12 protein-coding genes are annotated in these 15,799 nt (G+C 72.4%); 9 read left to right on the top strand and 3 right to left on the bottom strand.

The genetic code is table 11. The features are described from left to right. Positions 1 to 6: 6 nt before the first annotated feature. The gene (locus tag AB0O11_RS13735; RefSeq protein ID WP_363385456.1) at positions 7 to 987 is read right to left on the bottom strand and encodes a magnesium and cobalt transport protein CorA; all 981 of its coding nucleotides are present in this window, start codon (positions 985 to 987) and stop codon (positions 7 to 9) included. Positions 988 to 1,134: 147 nt separating this feature from the next. On the opposite strand from AB0O11_RS13735, the gene AB0O11_RS13730 reads away from it, so the two are divergent. The 6 genes from AB0O11_RS13730 (at position 1,135) to mshC (ending at position 6,912) form a co-directional block, all read left to right on the top strand. Further along, positions 1,135 to 1,827 (top strand): histidine phosphatase family protein, encoded by a 693-nt coding sequence (locus AB0O11_RS13730; RefSeq protein WP_363385453.1) that lies wholly within the window; start codon positions 1,135 to 1,137, stop codon positions 1,825 to 1,827. A gap of 184 nt (positions 1,828 to 2,011) precedes the next feature. After that, the gene (locus AB0O11_RS13725) at positions 2,012 to 2,578 is read left to right on the top strand and encodes a DUF3090 domain-containing protein (protein WP_363385521.1); all 567 of its coding nucleotides are present in this window, start codon (positions 2,012 to 2,014) and stop codon (positions 2,576 to 2,578) included. 44 nt (positions 2,579 to 2,622) lie between these two features. Further along, a complete protein-coding gene (locus tag AB0O11_RS13720; protein ID WP_363385518.1) occupies positions 2,623 to 3,420 on the top strand; it encodes an SCO1664 family protein in 798 nt (265 codons plus the stop codon). A 147-nt stretch (positions 3,421 to 3,567) separates the two neighbouring features. After that, positions 3,568 to 4,497, top strand: coding sequence for an AraC family transcriptional regulator (locus AB0O11_RS13715; RefSeq protein WP_363385450.1), 930 nt, complete (start codon positions 3,568 to 3,570; stop codon positions 4,495 to 4,497). Between the two features lie 124 nt (positions 4,498 to 4,621). Next, positions 4,622 to 5,452, top strand: coding sequence for a carbohydrate-binding protein (locus tag AB0O11_RS13710; RefSeq protein ID WP_363385448.1), 831 nt, complete (start codon positions 4,622 to 4,624; stop codon positions 5,450 to 5,452). 230 nt (positions 5,453 to 5,682) lie between these two features. After that, positions 5,683 to 6,912: a cysteine--1-D-myo-inosityl 2-amino-2-deoxy-alpha-D-glucopyranoside ligase gene (mshC, locus tag AB0O11_RS13705; protein WP_363385445.1), complete on the top strand. Its 1,230-nt coding sequence runs from the start codon at positions 5,683 to 5,685 to the stop codon at positions 6,910 to 6,912. 65 nt (positions 6,913 to 6,977) lie between these two features. Here the strand turns inward: mshC and AB0O11_RS13700 are convergent, their stop codons facing one another. Then, on the bottom strand, positions 6,978 to 7,931 hold the full coding sequence (locus AB0O11_RS13700) for a PAC2 family protein (RefSeq protein ID WP_363385442.1): 954 nt from the start codon (positions 7,929 to 7,931) through the stop codon (positions 6,978 to 6,980). 393 nt (positions 7,932 to 8,324) lie between these two features. Beyond that, a complete protein-coding gene (locus tag AB0O11_RS13695; RefSeq protein WP_363385439.1) occupies positions 8,325 to 9,419 on the bottom strand; it encodes a hypothetical protein in 1,095 nt (364 codons plus the stop codon). Positions 9,420 to 9,562: 143 nt separating this feature from the next. On the opposite strand from AB0O11_RS13695, the gene metH reads away from it, so the two are divergent. The 3 genes from metH (at position 9,563) to AB0O11_RS13680 (ending at position 15,745) form a co-directional block, all read left to right on the top strand. Further along, on the top strand, positions 9,563 to 13,075 hold the full coding sequence (gene metH, locus AB0O11_RS13690) for a methionine synthase (protein ID WP_363385436.1): 3,513 nt from the start codon (positions 9,563 to 9,565) through the stop codon (positions 13,073 to 13,075). 139 nt (positions 13,076 to 13,214) lie between these two features. Next, on the top strand, positions 13,215 to 13,919 hold the full coding sequence (locus tag AB0O11_RS13685; protein ID WP_363385434.1) for an HAD family phosphatase: 705 nt from the start codon (positions 13,215 to 13,217) through the stop codon (positions 13,917 to 13,919). 221 nt (positions 13,920 to 14,140) lie between these two features. Beyond that, the gene (locus tag AB0O11_RS13680) at positions 14,141 to 15,745 is read left to right on the top strand and encodes an ABC transporter substrate-binding protein (RefSeq protein ID WP_363385432.1); all 1,605 of its coding nucleotides are present in this window, start codon (positions 14,141 to 14,143) and stop codon (positions 15,743 to 15,745) included. Positions 15,746 to 15,799 lie beyond the last annotated feature (54 nt).

Raw genomic sequence — 15,799 nt, 5'->3', positions numbered from 1 at the left:
GCGGCACTACAGCCAGTCGTGCCGCTTGAACACCCGGTGCAGCACCAGGCAGACCACCAGCATCAGCACCAGTACGGCCGGGTACCCCCAGGGCTGGTGCAGCTCGGGCATGTCGTCGAAGTTCATGCCGTAGATGCCCGCGATCATGGTCGGTACGGCGGCCAGCGCCGCCCAGGCCGAGATCTTCCGCATGTCGTTGTTCTGCTGCACGCTGACCTGCGCCAGGTTGGCGTTCAGGATGTCGGACAGCAGCCGGTCCATGCCGTCGACCTGGTCGTTCACCCGGGCCACGTGGTCGGCGACGTCCCGCAGGTAGGGCGCGGTCTCGGTGCGGACGAGGCGGGCGCCGCGCTCCAGGGACAGCATCGGCTCCAGCAGCGGGCCGGTGGCCCGGCGCACGGACATCACCTGGCGCTTGTAGCCGTAGATCCGTCCGGCGGTGTCGCGGCCGACCCGGCCCGGGGAGAAGATGTCCGCCTCCAGCTCGTCCAGCTCGCTCTGGAGCGTGGTGGCCACGTCCATGTAGCCGTCCACGACGGTGTCGCAGACCGAGTGCAGCACCGAGCTGGGCCCGTAGCGCAGCAGTTCGGGCTCCTGCTCCAGGGTGGCCCGCAGTCCGCCGAGCGGGCTGTCCTCGCCGTGCCGGACGGTCATGACGAAGTCCGGGCCGAGGAAGACCATCACCTCGCCGACCGTGACGACGTGCCCGGCGGGGTCGTAGCCGAGGGTCTTCAGGGCGACGAACAGCGAGCCCTGGTAGGCCTCCACCTTGGGGCGCTGGTGGGCGCTGACGGCGTCCTCGACGGCCAGCGGGTGCAGCGCGAACTCCTTGCCGACGTGGTCGAGTTCCTCGGCGGTGGGCTCGAACAGGCCTATCCAGACGAAGCCGTCCGGACCGGCCGCGCGGGCGGCGGTGAGCGCGCCGGCCAGGTCCTCGGGGGCCTCGATCCGGCGGCCGTCGTGGTAGGCGGCGCAGTGGACGATCATGCGGGCCATTGTCACCCGAGCGGGGCCGTCCGGCACGGATGCGGGTGGTACCGGTCCGCGGGCCCGCAGCGGCCGGGCCGGCCGCCGGGTAGGGCCGGGCGGAGGACCGGGGCCCACGGCCGGGCCCGGAGGCCGTAGGCTGACCCCATGCCCACCCTGCTGCTCGTCCGCCACGGCCGCTCCACCGCGAACACCGCCGGAATCCTGGCCGGTTGGACGCCCGGCGTGGACCTCGACGACACCGGGCGCGCGCAGGCCGCCGGGCTGGCCGGCCGACTGGCCGGCATCCCGCTGGTGCAGGCGGTCAGCAGCCCGCTGGAGCGCTGCCGGCAGACGCTGGAGCCGCTGCTGGCGGCCCGGCCCGAGCTGGGCCCGCCCGCCGAGGACGAGCGGCTGGGGGAGTGCCACTACGGCGAGTGGACCGGCCGCCCGCTGGCCGAGCTGGCCAAGGAGCCGCTCTGGCGCACCGTGCAGGACCACGCCGCTGCGGCCGCCTTCCCCGGCGGGGAGTCGTTGCGCGAGCTGAGCCACCGTACGGTGGACGCGGTGCGCGAGTGGAACCAGAAGATCGCCGCCGAGCACGGCGAGGACGCGGTCTGGATCGCCTGTTCGCACGGGGACGTGATCAAGGCCGTGGTGGCCGACGCGCTCGGACTGCACCTGGACCACTTCCAGCGCATCAGTGTCGAACCCTGTTCCGTCACCGCGATCCGCTACACCCCGCAGCGGCCCTTCGTCCTGAGGATGGGCGACACCGGCGACCTCGCCCCGCTCGCCCCCAGGTTCGGCCCGAGCGCGACCACCCCGGCCGGCGACGCGGTGGTCGGCGGCACCGCCTGAGGCCCGCCGCCGACGGGCCGCCCGGGAGCGGCACCGTCCGGTTCCCCGGGTGCCACCCCCGCCCGCGGCCGTCGGCTCGGCTCCCCGGCCGGACCCCGAAGGTCGTAGGGTGACTAACGAGTCCATCCGGCCGCGGTCCGCCCCCGGCGGAACCGCGCCGACCGACATGATCCGGAGCGAGAGCGTGCCCCGTCAGGTCTTCTTCTACGACCAGCCCGAACGGTTCGTGGCCGGCACCGTCGGCCAGCCCGGCGCCCGGGCGTTCTACCTTCAGGCCAGCGCCCGGGGCCGGATCACCAGCGTGCTGCTGGAGAAGACCCAGGTCGCGGCGCTCGCCGAGCGCATCGAGGAGGTCCTGGACGAGGCGCTGCGGCGCAGCGGCGGCGATGCCGCCATCCCGGCCGCCGCCCCGAAGGACCTGCTCGACACCGCTCCGCTGGACCTCCCGCTGGAGCAGGAGTTCCGGGTCGGCACCATGGCCCTGGCCTGGGACAGCGTCGAAAGCTGCCTGGTGGTCGAGGCGCAGGCGCTGATCGAGGACGAGGAGGAGGACGGCGCCGAGGCGGTCTTCACCGACGACGACAACGGCCCGGACATGCTGCGGGTGCGGATGACCGGCGCGATGGCCCGGGTCTTCGCCAAGCGCGCGCTCGACCTGGTCGCGGCCGGCCGCAAGCCCTGCCCGTTCTGCAACCTGCCGCTCGACCCGGAGGGCCACCTGTGCCCGCGCGCGAACGGCTACCGGCGCTGAACACCGACACCCCACCGCAGGCCGACCCGACGGCCGCCGCTGCGCTGGCCGCCGACGTGCCCACCGCGCTCGCGCTGCTGCGCCAGGGCGAGCTCACGGTGCACGGCCGGCTCACCGAGGCCTCCAACGCCGCGCTGTACTGCACGGTGGCGCACGGCTCGCTGAGCGCCCAGGCCGTCTACAAGCCGGTGGCCGGCGAGCGCCCGCTGTGGGACTTCCCGGACGGCACGCTGGCCGGCCGGGAGGTCGCCGCGTACGAGCTGTCCGCCGCGACCGGCTGGGCGCTGATCCCGCCCACCGTGCTGCGCGAGGGCCCGCACGGGCCCGGGATGGTGCAGCTGTGGGTCGAGCCGGACCCGGGGGCCGAGCCGCTGCTCGCGCTCCAGGACCCTCGCGGCCCGGAGTCGGGCTGGCTGCCGATCGTGCGGGCCGAGGTCGAGGGCGGGCGGACGGCCCTGCTGGTGCACCACGACGACCGGCGGCTGCGCCGGCTCGCCGTACTGGACGCGGTGCTCAACAACGCCGACCGCAAGGGCGGCCACCTGATCCCGGCAGCCGACGGCCGGGTGTACGGCATCGACCACGGCGTCACCTTCAACACCGAGGACAAGCTGCGCACCCTGCTCTGGGGCTGGGCCGGCGATCCGCTGCCCACCGAGGCGCTGGAGGTGCTGGCCCGGCTGGCCGAGCAGCTGGACGGCGAGCTCGCCGAGCGCCTCGCCCCGCACCTGACGGCGGCCGAACTGGACGCGACCCGGGCCCGGGTGGCCGGGCTGCGCGACTCCGGCCGGCACCCGCTGCCGCCAGAGGACTGGCCCGCGATTCCCTGGCCGCCGGTGTAGCCGGGGCGTCGGAGGCCGGACCGTCCCGGAGACCGGTTCCGACGGGGCCGGGCCGCCGCCCCTGGTACGCCGGTGGTCCGGACCGGTCCTCGAAAACGGCGGCAGATGGTCTGGACCTGTCCCCGGAACAGGTCGCACACTGCTCCGATGGATGTGCGACGGACCACCCCCACCCCCCGAACCACGCCGGACCTGCCGTTGCACCGGTTACAGGTCCCGCTGCCCCATCTGCTCCCCTTCGCCGTCGGCAGCTTCGACGCGATCGGCCCGCTCTCCCGGGCCGGCTTCCCCCACCGGCACTCGTTCTACGAGATCGTCCACGTCACCGGCGGTCACGGCGCCCACGTCCTGGACCTCGTCCACCGGCCGCTGGCGCCGCCGCAGCTGTGCGTGATCACTCCTGGCCAGGTGCACTACTGGGCGGACGCCGAGGAACTGGCCGGCCGGGTCGTCCTGTTCAACGAGGACTTCCTGCTCGGCCACCCCCAGGACCTCGCCGCCCTGCGGGCCCTGGCCACCCGCCCGGCCCTCGCGCTCGGCGGCCAGGCCGACGCGATCGCCGCGCTGCTCGCCGACATGGAGTACGAGTACCGGACCAGGGCGCCCGGCTACCAGGGTGTGCTGCGGGCCAGCCTGCACATCCTGATCGTCCGGGCGCTGCGCGCCTGTGCCCCGGCCGACCGGCCGGCGGCGCCCGGTCGTTCGGCCGAAGTGGCCGCCGCCTTCACCCGGTTGATCGCCCGGCCGGGCGGGGTACGGCACTCGGTGGCCTCCACCGCGCAGGAACTCGGCGTCTCTCCGGGGCACTTGCAGGCCCTGGTGAAGCAGGCCACCGGCCGGACCCCCGGCGGGCTGATCCGCCGCCAGCAGACCCTGGAGGCCAAACGCCTGCTCGCCTGCACGGATTTGACGATACGTCAGGTGTCCAAGGAGGCGGGCTTCGCCGACCCGGCGTACTTCTGCCGGTTCTTCCGCCGGGAGACCGGGATGACCCCGGGGGAGTTCCGGGCCAGGGTCGACGGAAATCACCACGATCCCCGGATCATGTCCATCGCGGTGGCGCCGGACGGCCCGTAACTTTGCTGCTGGCCACCGGTGGCCGGTCCGGCGCGCGCGGACGGGTCGACCGGTCCGGTCCTTGTCATGCCCCCACCATGACAAGGGCCGCCCCCACCCCCGCCTCACGAGAAGGAGACGGCGCATGCCCACGCCCGACGGCATGATCAGCCGCAAGACCGTCCTGAAGGCCGCCGCCGCGCTAGGGGCAGCCCCACTGCTGGTCGGCGGCGGAGTCGCACTGGCCCGGGACCGGATCGGCAACGGCGAACCGCTCGGCTTCACCCCCGAGTGCCACGACGGGGACGCCCCCACCATCGAACAGACCGAGGGGCCGTACTTCAAGCCCAACTCCCCGCTGCGCAGCTCGATGGTCAACGACGGCCCCGGCACCCACCTGGTCGTCAGCGGTTACGTCTTCGGCCGCGCCTGCCGGCCCATCTCCGGCGTGCTGCTGGACTTCTGGCAGGCCGACGACGGCGGCAACTACGACAACAGCGGCTACACCTTCCGCGGCCACCAGTTCACCGACGCCAACGGCGCCTTCAAGCTGGACACCATCGTGCCCGGCCTCTACCCGGGCCGTACCCGGCACATCCACGTCAAGCTCCAGGCCCCCGGCCGCCCGGTCGTCACCACCCAGTTGTACTTCCCGGGCGAGCCGCGCAACAGCACGGACGCCATCTACGACGCCCGGCTGCTGATGAACGTCCGCCAGAACGGCCAGACCCGCGAAGGCAGTTTCGACTTCGTGCTGAACGTTCCGCAGACCACGCCGAGCCCGACGCCCACGCCCACCGCCACCTCCACCGGCGGTCCCACCACGCCGCCGGGCGGCACCTGGGCCCCGGGAACCTCGTACAACGCGGGCGACCGCGTGACCTACTCCGGCGTCTCCTACACCTGCCTCCAGGCGCACACCGCCATGGTGGGCTGGGAGCCGCCGAACGTGCCGGCCCTCTGGCAGCGGTCGTAGCGGCTCCGGCCGCGTCCCCCGAGGGGCCGGGCGCCCGGTCGGCGGCAGGGCCGGCCGGGCGCTCAACCACGTCCGGATCCGGGCCGGCCGGGCGCTCGACCACGTCCGGATCCGGGCCGGGTTCCGCGCGATACCAGTCGGGAAACCGTCGGGCAATGGCAGGAAGCGAATCCAGTCGATCTTTCGTACTGGTTAGGCTTTCAAATGTTCGCAAGGTTAAAGTTGTTTCCATGCATGCCTGGCCCGCCTCCGAGGTTCCCGCCCTGCCTGGTCAGGGGCTCCCCCTCCGTATCCACGACACTGCAGCGGGCACAGTCCGGGAGGTCGTGCCGCAGGACGGCACCGCCCGGATCTACGTCTGCGGCATCACCCCCTACGACGCGACCCACATGGGCCACGCCGCCACCTACAACGCGTTCGACCTGGTGCAGCGCGTCTGGAAGGACGCCGGCCACGACGTCCTGTACATCCAGAACGTGACCGACGTCGACGACCCGCTGCTCGCCCGTGCGGTCGAGACCGGCCAGGACTGGACCGCCCTGGCCGAGCGCGAGACGGCCCTGTTCCGCGAGGACATGACCGCACTGCGCATGCTCCCGCCGGCCCACTACATCGGTGCCGTCGAGTCGATCCCGTGGATCGTCCCGATCGTCCAGAAGCTGCTGGCCTCCGGCGCCGCCTACCAGGTGGACGGCGACATCTACTTCTCGGTCGACGCCGACCCGCATTTCGGCGAGGTCTCCGGCCTCACCCGCGAGGCCATGCGCCCGGTCTTCGCCGAGCGCGGCGGCGACCCGGACCGCCCCGGCAAGCGCAACCCGCTGGACGCCCTGCTCTGGCTGGCCGCCCGCCCGGGCGAGCCAGCCTGGGACACCGAGCTCGGCCACGGCCGCCCGGGCTGGCACATCGAGTGCGTCGCCATCGCGCTGCAGTACCTCGGCATGTCCTTCGACATCCAGGGCGGCGGCAGCGACCTCTCCTTCCCGCACCACGAGATGGGCGCCGCGCACGCCCAGGTCGCCACCGGCACCCACCCGTACGCCAAGGCGTACGTGCACGCCGGCATGGTCGCCCTGGACGGCCACAAGATGTCCAAGTCCCGCGGCAACCTGGTCTTCGTCTCGGTGCTGCGCCGCGAGGGCGTCGACCCGGCGGCGATCCGCCTGGCGCTGCTCTCGCACCACTACCGTGCGGACTGGGAGTGGACCAAGAGCACCCTGGACGAGGCCGTCGAGCGCCTCGCCCGCTGGCGCGCCGCGGTCTCCCGCCCGGACGGCCCGGCGGCCGAGCAGCTGCTCGCCGAGGTGCGCGAGGCGCTCGCGAACGACCTGGACGCGCCCGCCGCGCTGGCCGCGGTCGACCGCTGGGCGGACCGGCAGGAGGCCGAGGGCGGCGCCGACACCGGCGCGCCCGGCCTGGTGACCCGCACCGTGGACGCCCTGCTCGGCGTCGCCCTGTAGCCCCGCACCACACGCCGAAGGGGCGTCAGGACCAGGTGTCCTGACGCCCCTTCGGCGTGTGGTGGTCACTCCTCCTCGGTGCCGTCCTGGCTCTCCCGGGCGCCGCCGGGCGCCTCCGGATCGGCCGGCCGCTCCGCCGTGGCGTGCCCCGCCACCGGTTTCTCGCCGGTCGGCCCGACGTTCTCCCGGCGGCGCAGGTAGCGCTCGAACTCGCGGGCGATGGCGTCGCCGGAGGCCTCCGGCAGCTCCGCGGTGTCCTGAGCCTCCTCCAGCTGCTGGACGTACTCGGCCACCTCGCTGTCCTCGGAGGCCAGCTGGTCCACGCCGAGCTGCCAGGCCCGGGCATCCTCGGCGAGCTCGCCCGGCGGGATGCGCAGGTCCAGCAGGTCCTCCAGCTTGTTGATCAGGGCCAGCGCGGCCTTGGGGTTCGGCGGCTGCGAGACGTAGTGCGGCACCGCGGCCCAGAGCGTCACGGCCGGCACCCCGGCGTGGGTGCAGGCCTCCTGGAGCACCCCGACGATGCCGGTGGGGCCCTCGTAGCGGCTCTCCTCCAGGTCCAGCCGGCGGGCCAGCTCCGGGTCGGAGGTGACCCCGCTGACCGGCACCGGGCGGCTGTGCGGGGTGTCGCCGAGCAGCGCGCCCAGGATCACCACCAGCTCGACGCCCAGCTCGTGCGCGAAGCCCAGCAGCTCGTTGCAGAACGAGCGCCAGCGCATGCTCGGCTCGATGCCGCGGACCAGCACGACGTCCCTGGTCGTCGGTTCCGTCACCCGGATCACCGAGAGCCGGGTGGTCGGCCAGGTGATCCGGCGGATGCCGCCGTCCAGCCAGACCGTGGGCCGGTTGACCTGGAAGTCGTAGTAGTCCTCCGCGTCCAGGGCGGCGAACACCTTGCCGCCCCAGGTCTCGTCCAGATGCGCCAGAGCCGCGGAGGCGGCGTCGCCCGCGTCGTTCCAGCCCTCGAAGGCGCAGACCATCACCGGGTCGATCAACTCGGGAACATCTTCCAGCTCGATCACCCAGCGTCTCCCTCCGGTCGGCGGTCGGACCTGCGCCGCCCCGGCTGGCCTGCCGGGGCGCCGACGGGCCGGCTGCCGACTGTCGAACCTCTCGTCTCCCATGGAACGCCTCGCCCCATGGTCCCTACCTGCCCAGCCTACGGGCTTTGATGCGCACCGCGGCCGGGCACCGGGACAGTCTGGGGGAGCGGACCGCCGCGATCCACCGGATATCGCGAGGCCGCGGGCTGACGGTCCGTCAGTCGTTCGTCCGGGTGCGGACCGTGCCCGGATGGTGGCGCAGCGCGACGCAGGCGCCGTCCGGCACGGCGACGGGGCGGAGGGCGGGCGGGGCCGGTGAGGGAGCGGCCGGGTGCCGCCACCTCGCCGCCCCGGCCGCCGGCTGGCCGGGCCCTACCGCGCGGCCACCCAGCCGCTCCGGTAGGCCGCCCAGTGCTCGGGCAGCGAGGCGAAGTCCACGTACAGCGCGACGCCGAAGTTCGCCCGCTGCCGGTCCTCCCGGCCCAGGCCCAGCCGGACGCCGCGGACGGCGGCCCGGACGGTCTCGGCGTCGCCCCAGTGGCCCCACTTGTCGTCCCAGTAGAAGGGCAGGCCCATCAGCAGGTCCACGTCGGCCGGGGTGGCCCGCAGGGCGAGTTCGGTCTGCCGGGCGACGTAGCCGCCGTACAGCGGCTCGGTGGGCATCGAGGTGTCGTAGCTCATCACCGCGATCTGGTCGACCCGGCGGGCGGTCTCAGTGAAGTACGCCTGGTCCCACCACTTGCCGTGGCCGGTGAGCAGGATGCCGGCCGTGTGCAGGCCCGGGACCGGGTCGATCTGCGGGGCGGCCGCCGAGAGCTTGGCGCCGCGCGCCGCGGTGACCGGGCGGACCTGGTCGAGCAGGGCCAGCCAGCCCGCCGAACCGGGGCGGATCGGCTCCATGTCGAAGTGCACGCCGTCGAAGCCGAGGTCCAGCACCTGCCGGGCGGAGGCGGTGACGCGGTCCCGGGTGGGGCCGTCCTCCAGGTCCAGGGCGTCCTTCTCCGGCTTGACCTCGTCACCCAGCCAGCTCTGCAGCCGCACGCCCGGCAGCGCCCGGTGCACGGTGTCGGTGAACCAGCGCCCCCGGGGGTGGACGGCGGGCGGCAGTGAGCCGTCGTGCTCCAGCGGGCCGGTGTGCACGTACAGGTCCCGGATGCCGGCGCCGGCCAGCTGCTGGGCCAGCGCGGCCACGTCGGCCTCGGTCTTGCGGCCGTCCACCCAGGCGTGGCCGAGCCACAGGGCGTCCCGGCTCCGGGTGCGCGCCTCGGCGGCGGGCTCGCCGGTGTAGTGCAGCCGGAACATCACGAACACCGAGCCCAGCGCGGTGGCCGGTACGGCCACCACCAGTGCCAGGACCAGCAGTGCCCTGCGCCACCGGGACCATGCCCGCCAGCGGTTGCGCAGCACCCGGAACGGGGCCGTGAAGGCCCGGCCGACCCGCTGCGCCGAGGTCCGGAACCGGGCCATGCGCTTGCTCCCCCCTTGCGGTCGAGCGCTCAGGATACGGAATGGAACGGCGGGCCGACCCGTCGGCCGGATACCCTGGCCGCGTGCGTGCCCGAGCAAGCGGGTCCGCAAAGCCGACAGCCGTCGCACCAGGGAGAAGCTCCATGGCCACAGCAGCCACCCCGTCCATCACTCAGCAGAGCCGCGCGAACGCGCTGCGTGAAGCGCTTGCCACCCGGGTGGTGGTCGCCGACGGTGCCATGGGCACCATGCTCCAGGCGCAGGATCCGACCCTGGAGGACTTCCAGAACCTCGAAGGCTGCAACGAGGTCCTCAACATCACCCGCCCGGACATCGTCCGGTCCGTCCACGAGGCCTACTTCGGGGCGGGCGTGGACTGCGTGGAGACCAACACCTTCGGCGCCAACTTCAGCGCGCTCGGCGAGTACGAGATCTCCGACCGGATCTTCGAGCTGTCCGAGTCCGGCGCCCGGATCGCCCGCGAGGCGGCCGACGCCCACGCCGCCGCCGACGGCCGCACCCGCTGGGTGCTCGGCTCGATCGGCCCCGGCACCAAGCTGCCGACCCTCGGCCACGCCCCGTACGAGACGCTGCGCGACGGCTTCCAGCAGAACGCGGCCGGCCTGATCGCCGGCGGAGCGGACGCGCTGCTGGTCGAGACCAGCCAGGACCTGCTGCAGACCAAGGCCGCCATCCTGGGCTCCAAGCGGGCCCTGGCCGAGGCCGGGCTGGACCTGCCGGTGCTGGTGCAGGTGACGGTGGAGACCACCGGCACCATGCTGCTCGGCTCGGAGATCGGCGCCGCGCTCACCGCGCTGGAGCCGCTGGGCGTGGACTACATCGGCCTCAACTGCGCCACCGGCCCGGCCGAGATGAGCGAGCACCTGCGCTACCTGGCCAAGAACGCCCGGGTCGGCCTGTCCTGCATGCCGAACGCGGGCCTGCCGGTGCTCGGCAAGGACGGCGCCCACTACCCGCTCTCCCCGGCGGAACTGGCCGACGCCCACGACGTGTTCACCCGCGAGTACGGCCTCTCGCTGGTCGGCGGCTGCTGCGGCACGACCCCCGAGCACCTGCGCCAGGTGGTCGAGCGGGTCCAGGGCCGCCCGATCGCCCCGCGCGACCCTCGGCCCGAGCCCTCGGCGGCCTCGCTGTACCAGGCGGTGCCGTTCCGCCAGGACACCTCGTACCTGGCGATCGGCGAGCGCACCAACGCCAACGGTTCGAAGAAGTTCCGCGAGTCGATGCTGGCCGGCGACTGGCAGGCCTGCGTGGAGATCGCCCGGGACCAGATCCGAGACGGCTCCCACCTGCTGGACCTCTGCGTGGACTACGTCGGCCGCGACGGCGTCGCCGACATGAAGGAGATCGCCGGCCGGCTGGCCACCGCCTCCACCCTGCCGATCGTGCTGGACTCCACCGAGCCGCCGGTGCTGCAGGCCGGCCTGGAGGCGCTCGGCGGCCGCGCGGTGCTCAACTCGGTCAACTACGAGGACGGCAACGCCCCCGACTCGCGCTTCGGCAGGATCGCCTCGCTGGCCCGCGAGCACGGTGCCGGCCTGATCGCGCTGACCATCGACGAGCAGGGCCAGGCCCGCACCGCCGACAAGAAGGTCGAGATCGCCGAGCGGCTGATCGCCGAACTCACCGCCGACTACGGCATCGACGAGGGCTCGATCCTGGTCGACTGCCTCACCTTCACCCTGGCCACCGGCCAGGAGGAGTCCCGCCGGGACGGCATCGAGACCATCGAGGCGATCCGCGAGCTCAAGCGCCGCCACCCCAAGGTGCAGACCACCCTCGGCCTGTCCAACATCTCCTTCGGCCTCAACCCGGCCGCCCGGGTGGTGCTCAACTCGGTCTTCCTGCACGAGTGCGTGGAGGCCGGCCTGGACTCGGCGATCGTGCACGCCTCCAAGATCCTGCCGATCTCCCGCATCCCCGAGGAGCAGCGCGAGGCCGCGCTCGACCTGGTCCACGACCGCCGCCGGGACGGCTACGACCCGCTCCAGCGCCTGCTGGAGCTGTTCGCCAACGTCTCCGTCGCGTCGGCCAAGGCCTCCAAGGCCGAGGAGCTGGCCGCGCTCCCGCTGGAGGAGCGGCTGCAGCGCCGGATCATCGACGGCGAGCGGAACGGCCTGGAGGCCGACCTGGACGAGGCGCTGACCGGGCGCCCGGCGCTGGAGATCATCAACGACACCCTGCTGGCCGGCATGAAGGTGGTCGGCGAGCTCTTCGGCTCCGGCCAGATGCAGCTGCCGTTCGTGCTCCAGTCCGCCGAGGTGATGAAGACCGCGGTGGCCCACCTGGAGCCGTACATGGAGAAGTCCGACAGCGAGGGCAAGGGCACCATCGTGCTGGCCACCGTCAAGGGCGACGTCCACGACATCGGCAAGAACCTGGTCGACATCATCCTGTCCAACAACGGCTACAACGTGGTCAACCTGGGCATCAAGCAGCCGGTCTCGGCGATCCTGGACGCCGCGCAGGAGTACAACGCGGACGTGATCGGGATGTCCGGCCTGCTGGTGAAGTCCACCGTGATCATGAAGGAGAACCTGGAGGAGCTGAACCAGCGCAAGCTGGCCTCCAGCTACCCGGTGATCCTCGGCGGCGCCGCGCTCACCCGGGCCTACGTCGAGCAGGACCTGCACGAGATCTACGAGGGCGAGGTCCGCTACGCCCGGGACGCCTTCGAGGGCCTGCGGCTGATGGACACGCTGATCGCGGTCAAGCGCGGCGTGCCCGGCGCGACCCTGCCGGAGCTCAAGCAGCGCCGGCACGCGCGGGTCGAGGTGGAGGAGCCGGAGCCCGAGGTCAACCTCGGCCAGATCCGCTCCGACGTCGCCGTCGACAACACCGTGCCGACCCCGCCGTTCTGGGGCGACCGGATCGTCAAGGGCATCCCGTTCGCGGACTACGCCTCCTGGCTGGACGAGGACGCGCTGTTCAAGGGGCAGTGGGGCCTGAAGGCCGCCCGCACCGGCGAGGGCCCATCGTACGAGGAGCTGGTGGAGACCGAGGGCCGGCCGCGGCTGCGGGCCTGGCTGGACCGCCTGCAGACCGAGGGCTGGCTGGAGGCGGCCGTCGTCTACGGCTACTACCCGGCCAACTCCAAGGGCGACGACCTGGTCGTCTTCCACGAGGACGGCACCGAGCGCACCCGCTTCACCTTCCCCCGCCAGCGGCGTGGGCGCCGGCTCTGCCTGGCCGACTTCTTCCGCCCGGAGGAGTCCGGGGTGCGGGACGTCGTGGGCCTCCAGGTGGTCACCATGGGCAACCGGATCTCGGAGGCGGCCAACGAGCTGTTCGCTGGCAACTCCTACCGGGACTACCTGGAGCTGCACGGCCTCTCGGTGCAGCTGGCCGAGGCGCTGGCCGAGTTCTGGCACGCGCGGGTCCGCTACGAGCTGGGCTTCTCCGGCGAGGACCCGCAGGACGTCAAGGACATGTTCGCGCTCAAGTACCGCGGCGCCCGCTTCTCGCTCGGCTACGGGGCCTGCCCCGAGCTGGAGGACCGGGCCAAGATCGCCGAGCTGCTGAAGCCGGAGCGGATCGGCGTGGTGCTCTCCGAGGAGTTCCAGCTCCACCCGGAGCAGTCGACGGACGCGATCGTGATCCACCACCCGGAGGCGAAGTACTTCAACGCGCGGTAACGCGTGGTTCGCCCTCCGTTCGCTCTTTTCGGACGAAGCGGGCGTATCCTGGATGATCCTGAACGGGCCGGTCCGCTCACCAGCGGGTCGGCCCGCGCCTTCCCCGGGTCGCCCGGGGCCTGCCGGAAGGACCCCTGCCATGACGACCAGCTCCACCGCCACGCGCATCCTCGACCACGGGGACGACCGCGGGCTCCAGGCGGTGCTGCTGGACATGGACGGGACGCTGGTGGACACCGAGGACTTCTGGTGGCAGGCCGAGGCCTCGCTCTTCGCCGAGCTGGGCCACGAGCTGGACGAGGCGGACCGCGCCCACGTGGTCGGCGGCCCGATGAGCAGGGTGATGGACTACCTGGTCGCCCGGACCGGGGCGGACATCGCGCCGGCCGACCTGGGCGTGCTGGTCAACCAGCGCTTCGTCGACCTGCTGGCCGGTGGCGTGCCGCTCATGCCGGGCGCCGAGCGGCTGCTCAACACCCTTGCCGCGCACGGCATCCCGGCAGCCATGGTGTCCGCCTCGCACCGGCACGTGATCGACATCGTGCTGCGCTCGCTGGGGGCCCACCACTTCGCCTTCACCATCGGCGGGGACGAGGTGCCGCGCACCAAGCCGTTCCCGGACCCGTACCTGGAGGCGGCCCGGCGGCTGGGCGCGGAGCCGGCCCGCTGCGTGGTGATCGAGGACACCCCGACCGGGGTGCAGGCGGGCGAGACGGCCGGCTGCCCGGTGGTCGCGGTGCCTTCGGTGGCGGCGATCGAGCCGGCTCCGGGGCGGCTGGTGCTGCCCTCGCTGGAGCAGGTCGACCTCGATCTGTTGCGCTCCCTGGTCGCCTCGCGAGTGTGATTGTCATCTCATTGCAGCCCGGCCTTACCCGCCGGTAATTGGCCCGGAGGGGCTCCGAGCCGGAGTCACCGGGGGAGAAAACGGGCATTGGCTGACAACTCGTCGGGCGCGTCGTGATGCCCTGAACTACCGTGTCCCAAACGTCATCTGCGCGGGTACCGGTCGTGCGTGTTCGATATGGCACGCTACTCCAGTTCATGCCACCCAGAAGGACGCGCCTCGTGAAGACTTCAGCTGAACGCCTGGCAGTACTCGGATGCGCCGGCCTGGTCGCCGTGTCGGTGGCGGGCTGCGGATCGGTGACCGACGTGGTCAAGGGAGACGGCGGCAAGTCGATCACCATGGGCACCAGTCAGCTGACCAGTGCTCTGGACCCGGCGGTCGCCTACGACTCCGGATCCTGGCTGGTGCTGCGCAACACCTACCAGTCGCTGCTCACCTTCCAGGCCGCCGCCAGCGCGCCGTCCCCGGACGCCGCGCAGTCGTGCGAGTTCACCGGCAGTGAGGCCACCGAGTACCACTGCACCCTGAAGCCCGGCCTGAAGTTCTCCAACGGTCACCCGCTGACCGCCCAGGACGTCGTCTTCTCGATCGAGCGCACCAAGAAGATCAACGACCCGAACGGCCCGGTCGAACTGCTCGACTCGATCAAGTCCGTCGAGGCCAAGGGCGACAACGAGGTGCTCTTCCACCTCTCCACGCCCGACGCCACCCTGCCGGCCAAGCTGGCGAGCCCGGCCGGCGCCATCGTGGACCACCAGGTCTACCCCGCCGACAAGGCGCTCCCCAACGACAAGCTGATCGGCTCCGGCCCGTACCGCTTCGACTCGGTCGAGACCCCGAGCGGCGGCAAGCAGCTGGCCAAGGTCGTGCTCTCGGCCAACGACAAGTACAGCGGCGAGGCCAAGCTGCGGAACAACAAGTTCACCGTGCGGTACTTCGACAAGTCCGAGGACCTGAAGGCCGCGCTGGACAAGAGCGAGGTCGACCTCACCGACAACAGCCTGGAGCCGAACACCGCAGCCCAGGTCCGCTCCGACCAGCAGGGCGGCAAGACCGACCTCCAGGTGACCGAGGGCGACAGCAACGACACCCGCACGCTGGTGTTCAACACCAAGGACGCGCTGATGAGCAACGTCGCCGTCCGCCAGGCCGCCGCCCAGATGATGGACCGCAAGGCGCTGGCCCGCGACGTCTTCGCCCGCACCGTCCAGGCGCTCTACTCCCTGGTCCCGGCCGGCCTGCCCGGCCACACCACGGCCTTCTTCGACCGCTACGGCGACCAGGACGTGGCCAAGGCGAAGAAGATCCTGACCGACGCCAAGATCCAGACCCCGGTCAAGTTCACCCTCACCTGGTCCCGTTCGCGGGCCGGCAGCAACGAGGCCGAGACGCTGAAGAAGCAGCTGGAGACCGGCGGCCTCTTCCAGGTGACGCTCGCCCAGGAGTCGGACTGGGACTCGTACCGCAAGGGCTGGACCGAGGGCAAGTACCAGGCGTACGTCATCGGCTGGTTCGCCGACTACCCGGACCCGGACAACTACCTCGCCCCGCTGCTGGTCAACGGCGGTGCCTACCACCACGGTTGGGACGACCCGCGGATCAGCCAGCGACTGGTGCCGGAGGGCCTCAAGCAGACCGACCGCAGCGCCGCGGCCGCCACCTACGCGCAGATCCAGCAGATCGAGGCCGAGAACGTGCCGATGATCCCGCTGTACCAGAACAAGTCCTTCTACGCGTCGCGCTCGTACGTCACCGGCGTCGAGGCCACCGTCGACACCACCGGCTACTTCCGCTTCTGGGAGATCGGCCGGACCAGCAAGTAACGCCCGCAGGACGGCGGCCCGCCTGCTTCCCCCGTCGGTACGGGGGAGCGGACG

It is taken from the genome of Kitasatospora sp. NPDC093102 (genome assembly GCF_040683915.1).
In the GTDB taxonomy this organism is placed as follows: Bacteria; Actinomycetota; Actinomycetes; order Streptomycetales; family Streptomycetaceae; genus Kitasatospora.
Note: the sequence above shows the minus strand (reverse complement) of the source record. Positions and strands in the feature narration are given on the sequence as shown.

What these genes read in the sequence shown, in the direction of transcription:
- AB0O11_RS13735 (WP_363385456.1), bottom strand. Translation starts at nt 987, where the DNA reads ATGATCGTCCACTGCGCCGCCTACCACGACGGCCGCCGGATCGAGGCC.
- AB0O11_RS13730 (WP_363385453.1), top strand. Translation starts at nt 1,135, where the DNA reads ATGCCCACCCTGCTGCTCGTCCGCCACGGCCGCTCCACCGCGAACACC.
- AB0O11_RS13715 (WP_363385450.1), top strand. Translation starts at nt 3,568, where the DNA reads ATGGATGTGCGACGGACCACCCCCACCCCCCGAACCACGCCGGACCTG.
- AB0O11_RS13710 (WP_363385448.1), top strand. Translation starts at nt 4,622, where the DNA reads ATGCCCACGCCCGACGGCATGATCAGCCGCAAGACCGTCCTGAAGGCC.
- mshC (WP_363385445.1), top strand. Translation starts at nt 5,683, where the DNA reads ATGCATGCCTGGCCCGCCTCCGAGGTTCCCGCCCTGCCTGGTCAGGGG.
- AB0O11_RS13695 (WP_363385439.1), bottom strand. Translation starts at nt 9,419, where the DNA reads ATGGCCCGGTTCCGGACCTCGGCGCAGCGGGTCGGCCGGGCCTTCACG.
- metH (WP_363385436.1), top strand. Translation starts at nt 9,563, where the DNA reads ATGGCCACAGCAGCCACCCCGTCCATCACTCAGCAGAGCCGCGCGAAC.
- AB0O11_RS13685 (WP_363385434.1), top strand. Translation starts at nt 13,215, where the DNA reads ATGACGACCAGCTCCACCGCCACGCGCATCCTCGACCACGGGGACGAC.